The sequence below is a fragment of the Streptomyces sp. NPDC052023 genome, assembly GCF_044548465.1.
In the GTDB taxonomy this organism is placed as follows: Bacteria; Actinomycetota; Actinomycetes; order Streptomycetales; family Streptomycetaceae; genus Streptomyces.
In genome coordinates this window covers 1-14,876 of sequence record NZ_JBIUBW010000029.1, presented here as the reverse complement: position 1 = coordinate 14,876, position 14,876 = coordinate 1, and the positions used below count along the sequence as shown (strand labels likewise).

The window sequence follows — 14,876 nt, the reverse complement described above, 5'->3', positions numbered from 1 at the left end:
CCAAAGGTTTTGGGGCTGCACGGGTTCGGAAACCACAGCCGAGACCGTACAAGGGGCCACTGACACACGCGGGTTGAGATCCGACAAATGATCAATTCAGACCTTGGATGAAAACTGGAGAGAGTCCAAAAGCAAATACCTCGATCGAATTCAGGCATGGAGCGGTCGTCCCGCGTGCTGCTGCACACGACGAGCCCCGGCACGCGCCGACGTGCCGGTCTGCGGCTGCGGACGCACTCCCTCGACCAGTTCGGGACACTGTCGTCGTTCCTGCGCCGGCAATGGCATGCCGGACTACGCTGAGGCGGGTGCACAGAGACTTAGGAAAGAGCGTTCCGGTCGGCGTAATGGGGCAGTACGGCATACCCGTTGACCGGTTCTACGGGCGGCCGATGGACATGGTCACCTGGGACGACGACAACTTCGTGCACAGCGACCCCACGTGCCACGAGGCGATAGGCACCAGCCCCGGGCAAACGCGCCGCGTCCGCTTCGACGCGGACAGCGCCTTCAGCATGTGCGGCTGCTGCCGCGTGGAGCCCCTGGCCGCGGACGCCAGCCTTGCGGACGCCGTCTTCGACCTCGTCCTCCTCCTGGAGGCCCTCCAAGAGGAGGACGACGAAGCAGAAAACCGTCAACAGCCGCACTGCACGCCGGACTTCCTCGGGCCCAACTTCAACCGCGACCACTGGCGCAACCTGCAGTTCCGGCTGTCGGTGACCGTCGAGGGCGTGAGGGCGCACCCATGGCTGCACGACTGGGCGCGTCCGGCGCTGACGCGTGCCGCAGCTCATACGGAACGCCGCTGTGAAGAACAGCGGACCCTCATCGACACGGTCACCCTCGAAAAGGCCGCCGTTGCTCTGCAGCAGCGCGAGCAGTCCACCGAGCAACTGGCGCAACTCTGGCAGGCGTGGCGGCACAGGGAGGACTGGCGCATCACCACCAGCCCGGACTACGCCTGCTACGACAAGGACGCCCGGCTGCACCCGCCACCACGCGCCGGCATCGCCGAACGCAGCGCAGCGACCGTGGAGGCCAGCGTGCGGCTTTCCTCCCATCGCCCGGACGATGACGGATTTCGGCTGGTGGAGCCGCTGTCGATGTGGGAGATCGCCGCGCTCGCCGCCTACAAGACCACCGCTGACTGGGCCGCAGGCGTCATCACCCTGGCCGCGCCGCCCGTCGTCGTGCAAGAACTCCTCCATCCCGCCAGGGGCCTGGACATCACACCTCGTGCAACGGGCGCGGCCCGGACGCCACAGCCGCCCGCAGCGCCGTGACAGTCGCCAAGATTAAAACAAAGGTTCTATTGTGGGTGGCGGTTACGGCGCACGGGGTGCGGGCGACTGCCGGTGACCGGGGATGAGCCGGGTCGTTGGGAAGACAGTGGCGGGAATCCTGCAGGCGGGGCGAGGCGCGGTTCGAGGGGATGGAGGGCCGGCCGGTGAGTGACCGCAGCGCGATCGAGTGGACCGAGGCGACGTGGAACCCGACAACGGGCTGCGACCGTGTCTCCGCCGGCTGCGATCACTGCTATGCGCCGACGCTGGCGAAGCGGCTGAAGGCGATGGGCTCGCCCAAGTACCAGGCCGACGGTGATCCGCGTACGTCCGGTCCCGGCTTCGGACTGACGCTGCACCCTGACACCTTGCGCGTACCCTACGGGTGGAAGAGTCCGCGGACGGTGTTCGTGAACTCGATGAGCGACCTCTTCCACGCCCGGGTGCCACTGGACTATGTGCGGCAGGTCTTTGCGGTGATCGCTGAGACGCCGCAGCACACCTACCAGGTCCTCACCAAACGCGCCCGGCGCCTGCGGCAAATCGCTGGGCGGCTGGAGTGGCCGGCGAATCTGTGGATGGGGGTCTCGGTGGAGAGCGCCAGAGAACTGCCCCGCATCGAGGACCTGCGCCAGGTGCCAGCCGCGGTGCGGTTCTTGTCGTGCGAGCCGCTGCTCGGCCCGCTGACCGGCCTGGACCTGACGGATATCGACTGGGTGATCGTGGGCGGAGAATCCGGGCCCGGAGCCCGCCCCATGGACCTGGCCTGGGCACAGGATGTGGTGACCAGCTCCCGCCAGTCCGGCTGCGCCACGTTCGTGAAGCAGCTCGGCTCCCGCTGGGGCAAGCACCACAAGGAGATCAGCCGGTTCCCCGCCCCGCTGCGGGTCCGTGAATACCCCAGGCCACGCGTCCACGTGTGACCAGCCCTGCCCGCCTCATCGCGGGAGGGCGTCTCAGGCGGGCAGGCTGACCTGGCTCTTCGTCGTGAGTTTCCCACTGGAGAGCAGGGTCACCTGGCCGTTTTGCCGCATCTCCCGTATGGCCTGCAGGGCGTGTTTCGGCATCCAGCGCGAGGTCTCGGTCAACAACCACTCGCCCACCGTCTCCACCGTCGCTGGCCCCATCGACAGGCGCTGCGCGACCAGTTCCAGCAGTTCGGTGTCGGCGAGCCCAGCGGCCTGGAACAGGTCGATCTGACCATCAGGGATCGCACCGCGCGTACGCGGGTCGCGGAAGCTCTCACCGTCCCGGTCGTCGACCTTCCACATGGCCTCCTTCATCGCTTTCACACCGGCGGTGCTGCCTGTTCCGAAGACAAGGTAGAGCGGCTGTCCGGTGCGGGGGACCAGTTCGAACTGCAGCTGGTAGGGAAAGCCCGACCGGCGCAGGGCGTCCCGGTAGGTCGACAGCCACACACGCCACCGCTCGCCGGGGCGGCTTTCTGCATCAGCAGGCGTCCAGAATGCACGGCCGCCGAAGACGGTGTCGAGGACGTCCGGGTTGAGGTTCTCGCGTCGGCTGAACCAGTTGGGCCCGAAGGTGGTGACGACCTCGCTGGAGGGGTTGCGGGCGATGCGCCGCATCACATCCAGCGGAACATTGACGCTGCCCCAGCTGTCGAAGATGCCGAGGATGGGCTGGCCCCAAGCACCCAGCTGGGTCAGCAGGGACACGCTGTCGGTGCCGGCGTCGCCGCGCTGGACCTCGATGTGGACCGGCAGGTCGCGCAACGGTCCGAAGCGGGTGTGGAGCTCACCCAGCAGGTGCTGGTGCCGGGCATGGTCCTTCTCGATGAAGATCAGGTGCACACGCCGGGGGCTGAGGCGCATGCGGTTGACCGCGCTGTGGTTCAGCAGGCGTTCGAGAATGAAGACGGGCGAACCCGGTTCTCCGTCCTGGTAGCGGCCAGGACCGGCGAACGCGTCCAGGAGCGTGACACGGGGGCGGGAGTATCCGGTGCGCTGGGACGTCTGCAGCAGAATGGGCCACCAGGCGTCCAAATAGCGCTGGCACAGGCGATGCTTGGCGGCCGTAGCCGGTTCCAGCTTCCATAACACACCCATCCCGGCCCCTCCAGGTCGATGGGCGGGCATGCGCCAGCCGCACCCCTGGTGCTGAATTCCGCTTTCGGTGGGTATAGCTGCTGGTAGCGGGGCGGTTGCGGGTACTCGGGGGCGGGTGCTGGGTCATGGTGTTACGGGCACGGCTGGGCCGTGACGAGGGCGAGCAAGCGGTGGTCCACCGCCTGGCGTCGGCCAGAAAGGCGCCGAAGGTTGTGGTGGAGCGGTGCCGGATGGTGGAACTGAGTTGGGACGGATGGCTGGTCCCCCAGATCGCCGATGAGCTGCGGTGCAGCCAGAAGACGGTGCGCCGCTGGCTGCACCGCTTCAACCGCTGCGGGCTGGAGGGACTGGAGGATCTGGGCGGGCAGGGACGCAAGCGAAGGATCACCGAGGCCGAGCGCTCGAGGATCGTCGGCCTGGTCAAGCTGACGCCGCCAGGTCGGCTCGAGGTCCAGCCGTCGAACGAGATGTGGGCGCCGGACGAGACTGGGCCGGCGGAGTGGACCCTGGACGCACTGGCCGCAGCCGCTCAGGAGCTGGGCATCCAGGTGGGCCGTTCCCAGGTGCGCAGGATCTTGCTGGCCGAGGGTGTGCGCTGGCGCCGGACGCGGTCCTGGACCCGGTCGAAGGATCCGGACTTCGAGGGAAAAGGACGCGGATCGTCGAGCTCTACACCAGCCCGCCCAACGGCGCGACAGTGGGGTGCGCCGACGAACTCGGCCCGGTGATCCCACGCGCATTCCCGCCGACACCGGGCTGGTCACCGGACGGACACCGCATCAAGAACGAGATCGACTACTCCCGCGGACCGGAGAAGACCTGGGTCTACGGCGCCTTACGTGTCCGGGACGGCCACGAGGTCACGATGACGGCCACCTCCCGTAACAGTGCCTTCTACCAGCAGTTCCTCCAGCTGGTCGAGGACGCCAACCCGCACGGGGACATCTACGTGATCACCGACAATCTGTCCTCCCACAACAGCGTGTCCACCCGGACCTGGCTGGAGGACCACCCGCGCATCAGGCACGTGTTCATCCCGGTCGGCGCCTGCTGGCTCAACCTGCAAGAGGGCTGGTGGCGCATCTTCCGCAAAACAGCCCTGGCCGGCCGCTCCTTCGGCGATCGCGACCACATCGCCCACGCCACCCGCGTCGCCACCGACCAGCTCAACACCCGCGCCAGACCCTGGATCCGGGGCAGACCCGCACCGCCCACCAGGCGCTTACGCCGCCAATATGTGTACCGCCTTTGAGGAATTCAGCACTAGGCCGATCCTCCGGAACGGGGAGCCGCCGCCCGCCTCGGCGGGCGGCGGCTCCCCGCCGTCCATGGCAACCTGAAGAGAGATTCCGATGACAGATTTCGCGCAGTACGACGGTTACAAGAAGGACTTCGACTTCTATGTCGGGCCCGCGCAGCCGGACGGCTTCCGGAGCGGAGAATTCGGCGACCGCCTGTGGGCGGACGTCTCCCGCATCCTGGGAACACCGTTCGACGGTGGCACGATCACACCCGACGACCACAACGGATACATCTACTGGTTCGACAACAACGACCTGAGCGCTTCCCTGTACTCCGGCCCGCGCGAACCAGGCTCGGGAGCGCTGGACCAGGTGCCCGCGATACTCACCGTGATCTCACGGTCCGAGAACGTCGCGAGTTCGGAGCTGGCCGAACGGCTCTACACCGGGCTGACCGGGGCCGACGGCTACCTCGTGGTGGTGCTCGCGGACGACGGGATGCCGATCGCCGCCAACTTCGACATCGGCGACGACTGGTGAGTCGCCTTGCGCGTGCAGCCGGATGGACGGCTGCCGTCGCCGGGCTGGTGCTTGTCGCCGGCTGCGGAGACGCCGTTGAACACCCCGCCCGATCCGCCGCCGTGCCCTCGACGCAGGCGCCCTTCGGGCAGGACACCGTACGTCAGGAGATGGACGCTGCCGTCGTGGCGGCCGGTCTCCCCGAGGGAGAGACCGAAGCGGGCTTCCCGAAGCCCCGCCACTCGGCCGGAGCGGCGGCCACGGAGAAGGAGCAGAAGGTGGCAGCCCTCGCGGCCCGGCTGTCACCCTGTGTGGTCACCTGGTCGTCCGACGATGCCACGGGCGCCTCCGAGGCAACCGCTGCGAAGGCCCGTCGGCAGTTCGCCGCCATGCTGGCCAACCTGGGCGCCCACGGCTGGAAGGAGACGACGCCCACCGAGGATGTGCCGACGGAGAACGGCGGTGTCTACGTCATAGCCACGTACAAGAAGCGGGGCTGGATCCTGAACGCCCGGCACAGCAGCATGCACCCTTGGGTCGAATCCACCGCCATGGCGACGAAGGAGTCCTGTTTCGACAGCCTCACCGACGAAGAGGCGGGCATCCTGGAGGACGTGGACTGACATACGTTGGTGCGCGTGCCGTTCAAGGCCGCGGCCGCCGCCACCCGCGGCAGCACTGTCAGCACCTGGACCCGGCCCGCGCGCAACGACAGGCAGCCGAATCCGCACAGGGGACGCGGGGGGCGGCGACAAGCGGGCTGACTTCAGGCGGCGACGGTGCCGAGGGCCCGCGCGTCTATGACTGGCGGCGGTCCAGCACCCGGTGATCAGGGGCGGCCGGGCGCCGTGCAACTGGACCAGCTTTCCAGGGACACCTTGTGGCCGGAGGGGCAGCACCCACAAATGAGGCGGCGCCTGGCCCCAACGTCCAGGGGGTTATCGACGCGCTGTTCTGTCCGGGGAGGTTGTGGACAGGTGAGCCAGGTCTCGGTCGAGGGATCTTGAACAGGTGAGGGCCTTCCGGGTTCGGTGTGGATTGCGACGTCTACACCGACCAGAAAGGCCCTCGTGTCCCACCGTAATGCACCCCTGACCGAGACCGGCCGCCTGCGCTTGGCCCGCTGTGTGGTCGAGGAAGGCTGGCCGCTTCGGCGGGCAGCCGAACGCTTCCAGGTCTCGCCCACCACGGCCCAGCGATGGGCCGACCGCTACCGCAGGCACGGAGAAGCCGGTTTGGCGGACCGCTCCAGTCGGCCCCGCCACAGCCCTGGCCGTACTCCCACCCGCATTGAGCGGCGGATCATCAAGGTCCGCCTGCTGCGCAGGTGGGGACCGGCCCGCATCGCGCACTTCCTGCACCTGGTGCCCTCGACCGTGCACCGCGTCCTCACCCGCTACCGCCTGGCCCGTCTGTCCCATCTCGACCGGGCCACGGGCCGTGTCGTGCGCCGCTGCGAACGCGAGCGGCCCGGCGAACTTGTCCACGTCGACATCAAGAAACTGGGCAACATCCCCGACGGCGGCGGGCACAAGGTCCACGGCAGGGCCCAGGGCGGCCGCAACAGCTCCGCACACCGCGATCCCACCCGGCCCCGCACCCGCCACGGCCGCCCCAACCTCGGCTACAGCTACCTGCACACCGCCGTCGACGACCACTCCCGCCTCGCCTACAGCGAGATCCACGCAGACGAGAAGAAGGAGACCGCCACCGGGTTCTGGCAGCGAGCCCACGCCTTCTTCAGCCAGGCCGGGATCACCGTCGAGCGGGTGCTGACCGACAACGGCTCCTGCTACCGCTCACGCGACTGGCGCGACGCGCTCGCCCGGGCCGGCATCACGCACAAGCGCACCCGGCCCTACCGACCGCAGACCAATGGCAAGGTCGAGCGGTTCAACCGGACGCTGCTGGACGAGTGGGCCTACACCCGTCCCTACCGCTCAGAGCAGGAACGGCGTGACGCCTTCCCCGGCTGGCTGCACACCTACAATCACCACCGCGGACACACCGCGCTGAAAGGCCAACCACCCGCCAGCCGCGTCCCCAACCTCACGGGTCAGTACACCTAGCAGGGGCCCGGTGGCTGTGCCGTCGTCGTTCATTGTCGCCGGGCCAGCTCGGAGGCGGCGAGCCAGCCGTTGATGGTCGCGAGGATGATGCCGCCGGGCCGCGTCTGCTTGAGCCATTCCGGCGGAACGTTCCGCACACCGCACGTTGCGGTGATCCGGTCGTACGGCGCGCCTTGCCCGTGGCCGAGCAGGCCGTCTCCGGTGATGAGCGTCGGGTACAGGTCCAGCCGCCCGAGGGAGGCCTGTGCCCGGACCGCCACATCCTCGTCGTACTCGATCGACGTGACGTGCTGGTCGCCCAGCCGGTTGCAGAGCAGGCCGGTGGAGTAGCCGGTGCCCGTGCCGATCTCCAGCACGTTCATGCCGTCGTGCACCCGCAGGTTCTCCAGCATGCGCAGGACGAGGGAGGGCAGCGTGCTGGAACTCGTCGGCTGCTGCATGATCTGCCCGCGGATGTCGGAGGGCAGGATGGTGCCCGCGATCTGCGTCACCAGCGGCTCGTCCGTGTAGCAGGCTTGGAGCCATCCCGCGTCGTCCTTCAGGACAGGCTCCCAGGCGGTCGGTCCCGGTCCCTCGGCCCGGCGGAAGAATCCGCCGCGCAGGAACTCGTGCCGGGGGGTTGCCTCCGCCGCGCGTCGCCACGGCTCCGTGCGGAGGTCGCCGCTCGCGGTCACGGCGTTGATGAGCTGCTTGTGCAGCAGTTGGGCCTGGTCGCTCACGGCGTCCTCTCCAGAAGGTCGGCCACGGCTGCCAGCGTCGGCAGGCCTGTTTCCTCCTCCAGCCAGTACCACTGACCGGACGGGTTGCATTCGAGGAACCACCATTGCCCGTAAGGGCCCACGGCGAAGTCGTATGCGCCGAAGAAGTGGCCGAAGTGGTCCATGTATGCGTGGAGTGCCAGCTCGATCTGTGGGGGCGCCGGGGCGGGGGTGTAGCGCAGGCGGCTGTAGTCGGTCCGCCAGTCGAGGAGGTCGGAGTTGATACGGACACAGAACGTGGCCGGGCCGATGACCGTCACACGGACGTCGGCGGTCTTCTTCACGACCTGCTGGAACAGGTGGGCTGTCCCGGCCACACGGCCGTCGATGTCGCCGGCCGTCACCTCCGAGACCCCGACGACGTTCGAGACTCCGTCGACCCGGTACACCGGGTTGGACAGCGGCTTGTAGAGGACCGGGCCGTGCCGCTCGACAAAGGCCCGCGCGGCATGCGGACTTGAGGTGATCAGCGTGGGCGGCACATCGAACCCGGCGCCGACCGCAGCGGCCAGGCCGGACGGTTTGAACTCGGCGTCGCCGACGCGGTGCGGATGGTTGACGTACAGGCAGCCGGGCAGCGCGGCGAGGATCCCGCCGAGCCCGTACCGGGCCTGCGTGACGGCGAATCGCGTGTCCTGCTCGCTCAGGTGGGGAAAGGCGAACCCGGAGGGCCGCCGGTAGTAGAGGGCACGGACGGCGGCCAGGTCCGCCGTCCGGGAGGGGGTGGTGATCGTGCTCTGGATGCCGTCAGGCGTGATCTCGGCCTCCACCGACAGTGATGCGGGGAAGTCCCCGGAGTCGAACCGCACGACCGGGACACCCCGGCCGTGCAGCTCACCTATCACCACGTCGGCGGTGGGGTCGTACAGGCTGGTGACGATCAACACCGGACGCGAGTCGGTCACTGGTCCGAGTCGGAACCGGTGTCGGAGTCCTGCGTGCCCCCGTTGCCGTCCGGGCTGGTGCCTGTCGACGGGCTGGTGCCGGTGCTCGTTCCGTGCTTTCCCATCTCCAGCACGCGCCAGTCGGCGTCGAGGAAAATGGTTGTCTGGGTGGCCGGGTCCAGGATGGCGTGCGCGTACGCGGGCGCCATCGTCGGGTAGGGGGCCATGCGGCGGACGCCCCACGGCAGCGGGGTGACCGCGCCTGACGGCACCGGAGAGGACACCGGCAGTCTGTCGGAGTGAGCGAACATTCGGGGACTTTCTTGTCAGTCGAATGTGCTGATGGACCCGCCCCGGGACTCGACCTGTCCACGGTGGGAAGCCCTGGGGCGGGGGTCTACGGGCTGTCCAACGGGCCGGGGAAGTCGTGCAGGGTCAGCAGCGCCCGGACGGCCGTGGCCAGGTCGTGCATCGACTCCGCCTGCCATGCGGTGGCCATGTCGATGTCCAGGGCGCGGCCGGCGGAGGTGATGACGTGCTCAGCGGTGCGCCGGTGCTCCCCTTGCATGCGGGGGAGCATTTGCTCGACCTCCGGCAGGAGCAGGCGGGCGTGGCCGCGGAGGCAGCCCACCAGGTTTGCTCGATCCTCACCTGGCGGCAGCGCCGGACCCCACAGGGCCCGTTCGCAGGTGTCGCGGATGAGGGGGACGTCGATGGGCGCCGACCCGGAGCTGGCTCTGGTGGTGGTGGTCACGTGCTGCCTCACGGTCATTGCGGAAAGGTGGGTAGGCGCCGGCCGTGCGCGACGGGGGGACACGCACGGCCGACGCCGGTCTATGCGGCCGTCGCGGCCGGGGAGGACCGAGGTGGCGACGGTGGGGCGTCCTGCTCGGCGGCCGCCGTGTCCGGGACGTCGGTCACCTGCTCGTGGACGCTGACGCCGAGGAGGGTGGCGGCGGCGACGTGGCCGGCCGCCCATAACGCGGCGAGCGTGGCCCCTAACGGGTCCCGGCCGCCGCTCACACGATCACCTGCGGCGCGTCTACCTGCTCCGGCGCTGCCGTGTCGTGTACGAGCGCATGCAGTACCCGGAACAGGTGGGGTCGGCGTGGCGCGTGTGGGTGGTGTGGGGAGGCGTCAGCCGGTACGGGCCCGGCGGCGCAACATTCTCCCGGCGGGGCACGCCCACGTGGTGGACGTACGGCTGGGTGCCGCCCAGGCACTCGACCCCGGCCGGGGTGAGGTCGCGCGGCCACTCCCCGTTCCGTACGCGGAGGCGTACACGAACGGCCGGTACGGGTCGCAGAACACCAACCCGGCCAGCTTCAGGTCCGACAGCCGAGCAGCGAGCTCCTGGGGCGTGATGGCGCGATCGAAGTCCGGTCGTAAGACCGCGTACGGCACGGGCACAGCGTCCCACGCGACGCCGGCCGTCAGCAGGGCCACGCCGTGGCTGCTCCGCCACTCGCTGATGGCTGCGTTCCCGTGCGGGGCGGTGTAGCGGTGGGCGGGCAGCATCTCGCGGTCGGCGGACAGGCGGAATCGGGGTGGCTGCAGGCGGTGGGTGGCCAGGATGGTGTTGACGTCGCGCCAGCAGATCAGCTGGCCCGGGTCCGGGACGGCGGCGGGGACGTGGCCGTGGTGGCGGTGGAACATCTGGGCCAGGCGCTCGTCCTGGCCAAGGTGCGCCGCCTCATTCAGCGGTGACAACGCGTCTCCTCCCTCATCGGTCGTTGCCGTGGTACGGCCGGTGCTGCCGCCGTCGGACGGGGTGACGCCGCGCTCGTGGGCGGTCTGGATCCGGCGGCGTGCCTTGACCAGTGCGGCCTGGGCCGGCCCGGTCGTGGGAGTGGTGGCGGTGTTGTTCGGCATTGCTCCTCCTGATGCCGGTGGACTGAGGGGCCTTGCGGACCCGCTCCGGACGGCGCTCGACCTGTCCAAGGCGTGCGGTTGATCCGCCCGGAGCGGGGCTTGCGACCCGCCCCTGCCGGGGCTGCCCCGGGGCGGGGGAACCTTTTGATCGCCTGCATCCCGGCAGGGGCGGGAACTCAAGGGGCGGTCCGGGACAGTGGCGACGGCGACGCCAATGACGAATCCGCACGAGGCGGAGATCAGCACGATCAGCAGGGGTCCTGTGTAGCGGGCCAGCCAGTTCACGGTGCGGCCAATCACGGTTTCCACCACGCCCGCCATGGGCGGGTGATGATCTCGCGGTAGGTGTGGTGAGAGGGGTTGCGGCCGCCGTGCTCGAACACCCAGTTCTGCGGTTCGGAAAAGTCGGCGCTGGTAGTTGAGCTCTCGCCGCAGACTGCGCACTGCATCGCGTAGGTGGTGGGTTCGGCGTCCGGCTCGTGGTCGGGTTGGAGGGTCCACTCCTTGTGGCACACCACTGCTCGGCTCACCGGGCCGCCTCCTCGGGTTTCGCCCTTGGGGCGGAAACGCCCGAAGCGGCGGTGGGCTGGTCCGCTGTCGGGGGCGCCGGATGGTCAGTGGGGGCAAGCGGTGACGGGTGTGTGGTCGGCAGGAGCAGCTCAGCCCACGTGGTCTTGCGATGGGGGTGCCGGTCATATCCCCATTGCGAGCTGAGCGCTTCCACGAGCATCAGGCCACGACCTCGTTCACAGGTGCTGCCAGCCGGGGAGAGTGAGGGCGTTGCTGGATACGTGTCGGCGACGGATACACGGACCCGGTGCCTTCGAAGGCGCTTGATCATCACTCGTGCCGTGCGGCAGGGCGTGTGGTCGATCGTGTTCGTCAGCAGTTCAGAAACGATCAACTCCGCGTCGCTGGCCAGTGCATTCATGCCCCACGCGCTGAGGGCGCTGGCCACGAGGCGTCTGGCGCGCTGCACTGACTCAGGCTCACACGGCAGCAGCACGGTGTAGCTTGGCATGCCGCGTTGGTTGAGTTTTGTGGCGGTCATGGTCAAGGTCGTCCCTCCGGCGTGGGGCGTCCGGCCCTGTCAGGGGGACGCAGAGCTGGGCTCTCCTCCATGTCGCCGGGCTGAAAAAAGCGGGCGCCTGAGCGGGGTGGAAGCGGTTGTCCCGGCGAGTGATGACGACCGTAGGGCTACTGCCACTCAACTCCCAACAAGCTTGCGTGAGTTTGCAGCAAGCCGGTTGACGGGCTTGGACGGGCTTACCGACCATCGGTATGTCGCGCAAACCGGAGCAAGAATGAGGACAGGAGAAAGGCCATGAAGTTACGGTTCCTTGGCACCAACTCCACCAGCGGCGACTGCCCGACGCTCTACGCGACCGACCAGGACAGCTACATCGTCCAAGGCTGGCAACTCTTCGCAAACGAGCTGCTGATGCAGCTCGATGTGCCCGAGGGCGACACAGCGGTGGAGGTGCCCACCGAGTTGTTCCAGCACCTGATCAAGGATGGACTCCCGGCCGGAGACATCAAGCGTGTCCAGGCCCCGATCATGATCCTGACCCCGCAGGGCACATGCGTCGTCCAGGGCAAAACGGTGACCGACGCAGGGGCCCTGTCCCAGATGTCGATCCCGCACTACGAGACCTGCGTCGAGGTACCGAAGCCGGCGATCACCGCTCTATGGGAGGAAACGCGTGGAGCTGATCTCCAGCGCTGAACGCAACCGGCTCTTCGAGCGCTTCCAGCGTGACGCGTTCCACCTGGAGCTGCGCGATGACTACTCCCTGCCCGGTGAGGAGGGACCGTTTCAGAGCTGGCTCAACGGCGACGACGTCGACTACGCCTACCTGAGGTCCTGGACCCAGCTCATGCAGCAGACCACCGGGCGCGGCATGACCGTCCGCCGCGTCCGGATCATCACCGAGCCCCTGAGCCCCTACATCCAGTGGGAGTACGCCACCACGCCGCTGAACGAGGAGGCCGGCGAGATCATCCGCTGGCTGCCCCGCCACCTCCTCCCGGACGGCATCACCTTCCCTTTCGACAGGAAGGACTGGTGGCTCTACGACGACCAGCTCCTCGCCGTCGGCCACTTCGATCAGGACGGCCGAGTACTCGGTTCGCAGATCATCAATGACCCCAGCGCCGTCGCCGAGTGCGCCCGCCTGCGGGACCTGCTCTGGACCCGCGCCATTCCCCACGCCGAGTACAAGCCCTGAACCACCCGTGAGTACCCAAGTAGATGAAGCACTGCAAGCGCTCGGGGCCCGGCTGCGCAGCTTCCGTAAGGACGCCGGATTCCAAAGCGGCCGGGCCTTCGCGCAGGCCACCACATGGCACGAGTCGAAGGTCTCACGCATCGAGCACGGCAAGCAGCGCCCGAGCGAGGACGACATCCGTACCTGGTGCGCGATCACTGGCCAGGACGACCAGATAGGCGACCTGATCGCAATCGTCCGCCACGTCGACGAACTATGGCTCGAGTGGCGCCGCCAACTCCAGGCCGGCGCGGAGAGCCGGCAGCACAAAGCCATCCCCGTGTATGCCAGGACCAAAGTATTCCGCATCTGGCACCCCACCGTCGTGTGGGGAACGCTCCAGACCACCGAGTACGCCGCCAAGGTCTTTGAGCAAGTCGTCAGCTACTACGAGATCCCCAACGACTCCGAGGCGGCTGTAGCCAAGCGGCTGGAACGCCAGCAGTACCTCTACCAAGGCGAGCGAATCTTCAACGTGCTGCTGGGCGAACAAGCCCTGTACACCAACTTCGGCGGCCCTGGCGTGATGAAAGGACAACTCGACCGCCTGCTCGCGGTGATGCGGCTACCGAGACTCAGCCTCGGTATCGTGCCCCGGTCTGCGCCCGCTGCGATCTGGCCGGGCAACTCGTTCTCAATGTTCGACGACAAGCTCGTCCTCGTCGAGACCTACTCGGCGGAACTGTCCGTCTCCCAGCCCCGAGAGATCGACCTGTACGCCAAGGCGTTTGCCCTCCTGCGGCAGTCAGCGGTCTACGGCAAAGCCGTCCGCGACATCATCTTCACCGCCATTCAGCACTTCGACCGGATGCCAACCGACCAGGAGGCGTGACCTTGCCCGAGAAGCCGAACTGGCATACAAGCTCCTACACCTCGCAGGACACATGCGTTGAGGTCGCCGACAACGACCCAGACGCGGTCATGGTGCGGGACACGAAGGAACGCAGTCGCGAGGCCGTCTATGTCTCGCCAGCCGCCTGGGCAGCATTCGTGCAGCACGCCAAGCAGCTGTAAGCCCCCCAGAGGCGCCGGAAGCTGGGCTCCACGGCTCTCCATGCGCGGCGCGGACGTCAGGCTCGGACTGTGCTGCGCAATGTGGTGGGGGGTGATGGTGGGCGGGGGATGATCGTTGATGCGGTCGCTGTTGTGTCGTGCGGTCGTGGGGGTGGTGCGGGTGTCGGTGCGGTCGTGGGGGCTGCCGGAGGTTCCGGCGCAGTCCGCGGTGGTGGCTCGGGGTGGCGTTCCGACGGGGGAGTCTGGCGATGCGGGTGCTTGAGCGGTTCGCGGGGGTCTTCGCTGACGAGCTGTTTGCCGGGGCTTTCGGGGTGCGCGGTGCCCCGGGACTGTTACCGGGAGTGTTGTCACTGGTCACGGGGTTGCAGTTCGCGGGATGACCTTACCGACCGGCGGGCCGCGGCGATGGTGGTGCGGGCGGTCGACTGGAAGTACGGGCTCGGGGCCGGGCTGACGGACACGGGCTTCGGTGCCGGCGTGCTGAGTCGGTTCCGTACCCGGATGGCCGGTCATGGCATGGAGCGGGTGGCTTCGACCGGCTCCTTCAACACTTTACGGACGGGGGCCTGGTGGCCGCCGGGGGCAAGCAGTGCACCGATTCCGCCCATGTGATGAGCGCGGTGCGGGACTTGGACCGGCTGGAGCTCGCCGGGGAGAGCGTGGGGGCGGCTCTGGAGGCCCTCGCGGTCGCGGCACCGGCCTGGCTGGCCGGACAGGTCGATGTGGCCGTGTTCGCCCACTGTTACGGGCCGAGGGTGGGGCCGGCGGCCCATTCGACCGCCCCCGCAGCGGCAGCCTCGAACGATTCCGCTACGGACTCACTGCCTGACGGAAGGGAGCAACAGAGTCGCCTGTGGCCGCAAAGCAGGTCACACGACCCGTCTGCAACATCATCATTGACTG

20 protein-coding genes are annotated in these 14,876 nt (G+C 68.3%); 12 read left to right on the top strand and 8 right to left on the bottom strand.

All coding sequences use genetic code 11. The annotated features are described in order from the left end of the window. Positions 1-156: 156 nt before the first annotated feature. From ACIHCM_RS34775 to ACIHCM_RS34765, 3 genes are all read left to right on the top strand, one after another. The gene (locus ACIHCM_RS34775; protein WP_399905134.1) at positions 157-303 is read left to right on the top strand and encodes a hypothetical protein; all 147 of its coding nucleotides are present in this window, start codon (positions 157-159) and stop codon (positions 301-303) included. A gap of 5 nt (positions 304-308) precedes the next feature. Next, positions 309-1,283, top strand: coding sequence for a hypothetical protein (locus ACIHCM_RS34770; RefSeq protein WP_399905131.1), 975 nt, complete (start codon positions 309-311; stop codon positions 1,281-1,283). 164 nt (positions 1,284-1,447) lie between these two features. Then, a complete protein-coding gene (locus tag ACIHCM_RS34765) occupies positions 1,448-2,206 on the top strand; it encodes a DUF5131 family protein (protein WP_399905128.1) in 759 nt (252 codons plus the stop codon). Between the two features lie 33 nt (positions 2,207-2,239). Here ACIHCM_RS34765 and ACIHCM_RS34760 read toward each other — a convergent pair whose 3' ends face one another. Beyond that, complete coding sequence (locus ACIHCM_RS34760) at positions 2,240-3,379, bottom strand: three-Cys-motif partner protein TcmP (RefSeq protein ID WP_399905125.1); 1,140 nt, start codon at positions 3,377-3,379, stop codon at positions 2,240-2,242. Between the two features lie 95 nt (positions 3,380-3,474). Here ACIHCM_RS34760 and ACIHCM_RS34755 point away from each other — a divergent pair, with 95 nt between their 5' ends. The 5 genes from ACIHCM_RS34755 to ACIHCM_RS34735 all read left to right on the top strand — a co-directional run bounded on the left by ACIHCM_RS34755 (position 3,475) and on the right by ACIHCM_RS34735 (position 7,178). After that, positions 3,475-4,077, top strand: a complete 603-nt coding sequence (locus tag ACIHCM_RS34755) for a transposase (RefSeq protein WP_399905122.1) — start codon at positions 3,475-3,477, stop codon at positions 4,075-4,077. Next, positions 4,047-4,601 (top strand): transposase, encoded by a 555-nt coding sequence (locus ACIHCM_RS34750; protein WP_399905119.1) that lies wholly within the window; start codon positions 4,047-4,049, stop codon positions 4,599-4,601. The genes ACIHCM_RS34755 and ACIHCM_RS34750 overlap by 31 nt, the downstream gene beginning before the upstream one ends. Before the next feature lie 100 nt (positions 4,602-4,701). Next, the gene (locus ACIHCM_RS34745) at positions 4,702-5,130 is read left to right on the top strand and encodes a hypothetical protein (RefSeq protein WP_399905116.1); all 429 of its coding nucleotides are present in this window, start codon (positions 4,702-4,704) and stop codon (positions 5,128-5,130) included. Positions 5,131-5,231: 101 nt separating this feature from the next. Continuing rightward, on the top strand, positions 5,232-5,732 hold the full coding sequence (locus ACIHCM_RS34740; RefSeq protein WP_399905113.1) for a hypothetical protein: 501 nt from the start codon (positions 5,232-5,234) through the stop codon (positions 5,730-5,732). Between the two features lie 447 nt (positions 5,733-6,179). Continuing rightward, positions 6,180-7,178, top strand: coding sequence for an IS481 family transposase (locus tag ACIHCM_RS34735; RefSeq protein WP_399905110.1), 999 nt, complete (start codon positions 6,180-6,182; stop codon positions 7,176-7,178). A 29-nt stretch (positions 7,179-7,207) separates the two neighbouring features. Here ACIHCM_RS34735 and ACIHCM_RS34730 read toward each other — a convergent pair whose 3' ends face one another. The 7 genes from ACIHCM_RS34730 to ACIHCM_RS34700 form a co-directional block, all read right to left on the bottom strand. Beyond that, complete coding sequence (locus ACIHCM_RS34730; RefSeq protein ID WP_399905107.1) at positions 7,208-7,897, bottom strand: rRNA adenine N-6-methyltransferase family protein; 690 nt, start codon at positions 7,895-7,897, stop codon at positions 7,208-7,210. Next, positions 7,894-8,841, bottom strand: coding sequence for an ATP-grasp ribosomal peptide maturase (tgmB, locus tag ACIHCM_RS34725; RefSeq protein ID WP_399905104.1), 948 nt, complete (start codon positions 8,839-8,841; stop codon positions 7,894-7,896). The genes ACIHCM_RS34730 and tgmB overlap by 4 nt, the downstream gene beginning before the upstream one ends. Continuing rightward, entirely contained in the window at positions 8,838-9,131 is a 294-nt protein-coding gene (gene tgmA, locus ACIHCM_RS34720; RefSeq protein ID WP_399905101.1) for a putative ATP-grasp-modified RiPP, read from the bottom strand. The genes tgmB and tgmA overlap by 4 nt, the downstream gene beginning before the upstream one ends. A gap of 86 nt (positions 9,132-9,217) precedes the next feature. After that, positions 9,218-9,592 carry a DUF6415 family natural product biosynthesis protein gene (locus tag ACIHCM_RS34715; RefSeq protein ID WP_399905098.1) on the bottom strand — a complete coding sequence of 125 codons (375 nt, stop codon included), beginning with the start codon at positions 9,590-9,592 and terminating at the stop codon, positions 9,218-9,220. Between the two features lie 365 nt (positions 9,593-9,957). Further along, positions 9,958-10,692: a hypothetical protein gene (locus ACIHCM_RS34710; RefSeq protein WP_399905097.1), complete on the bottom strand. Its 735-nt coding sequence runs from the start codon at positions 10,690-10,692 to the stop codon at positions 9,958-9,960. A 296-nt stretch (positions 10,693-10,988) separates the two neighbouring features. Further along, entirely contained in the window at positions 10,989-11,222 is a 234-nt protein-coding gene (locus ACIHCM_RS34705; RefSeq protein ID WP_399905094.1) for a hypothetical protein, read from the bottom strand. Continuing rightward, positions 11,219-11,743 (bottom strand): ATP-binding protein, encoded by a 525-nt coding sequence (locus ACIHCM_RS34700; RefSeq protein WP_399905235.1) that lies wholly within the window; start codon positions 11,741-11,743, stop codon positions 11,219-11,221. Before ACIHCM_RS34700 ends, ACIHCM_RS34705 begins: the two co-directional genes overlap by 4 nt. Before the next feature lie 273 nt (positions 11,744-12,016). Between ACIHCM_RS34700 and ACIHCM_RS34695 the strand changes: the two genes are divergently transcribed. The 4 genes from ACIHCM_RS34695 to ACIHCM_RS34680 are packed head-to-tail and all read left to right on the top strand — an operon-like array spanning position 12,017 to position 13,973. After that, complete coding sequence (locus tag ACIHCM_RS34695; protein WP_399905091.1) at positions 12,017-12,418, top strand: hypothetical protein; 402 nt, start codon at positions 12,017-12,019, stop codon at positions 12,416-12,418. Further along, complete coding sequence (locus tag ACIHCM_RS34690; RefSeq protein WP_399905088.1) at positions 12,396-12,920, top strand: DUF6879 family protein; 525 nt, start codon at positions 12,396-12,398, stop codon at positions 12,918-12,920. Before ACIHCM_RS34695 ends, ACIHCM_RS34690 begins: the two co-directional genes overlap by 23 nt. 7 nt (positions 12,921-12,927) lie before the next feature. Next, positions 12,928-13,791 (top strand): helix-turn-helix domain-containing protein, encoded by an 864-nt coding sequence (locus tag ACIHCM_RS34685; protein ID WP_399905084.1) that lies wholly within the window; start codon positions 12,928-12,930, stop codon positions 13,789-13,791. Next, the gene (locus ACIHCM_RS34680; RefSeq protein WP_399905081.1) at positions 13,788-13,973 is read left to right on the top strand and encodes a DUF397 domain-containing protein; all 186 of its coding nucleotides are present in this window, start codon (positions 13,788-13,790) and stop codon (positions 13,971-13,973) included. Before ACIHCM_RS34685 ends, ACIHCM_RS34680 begins: the two co-directional genes overlap by 4 nt. The last annotated feature ends 903 nt before the right edge of the window (positions 13,974-14,876 follow it).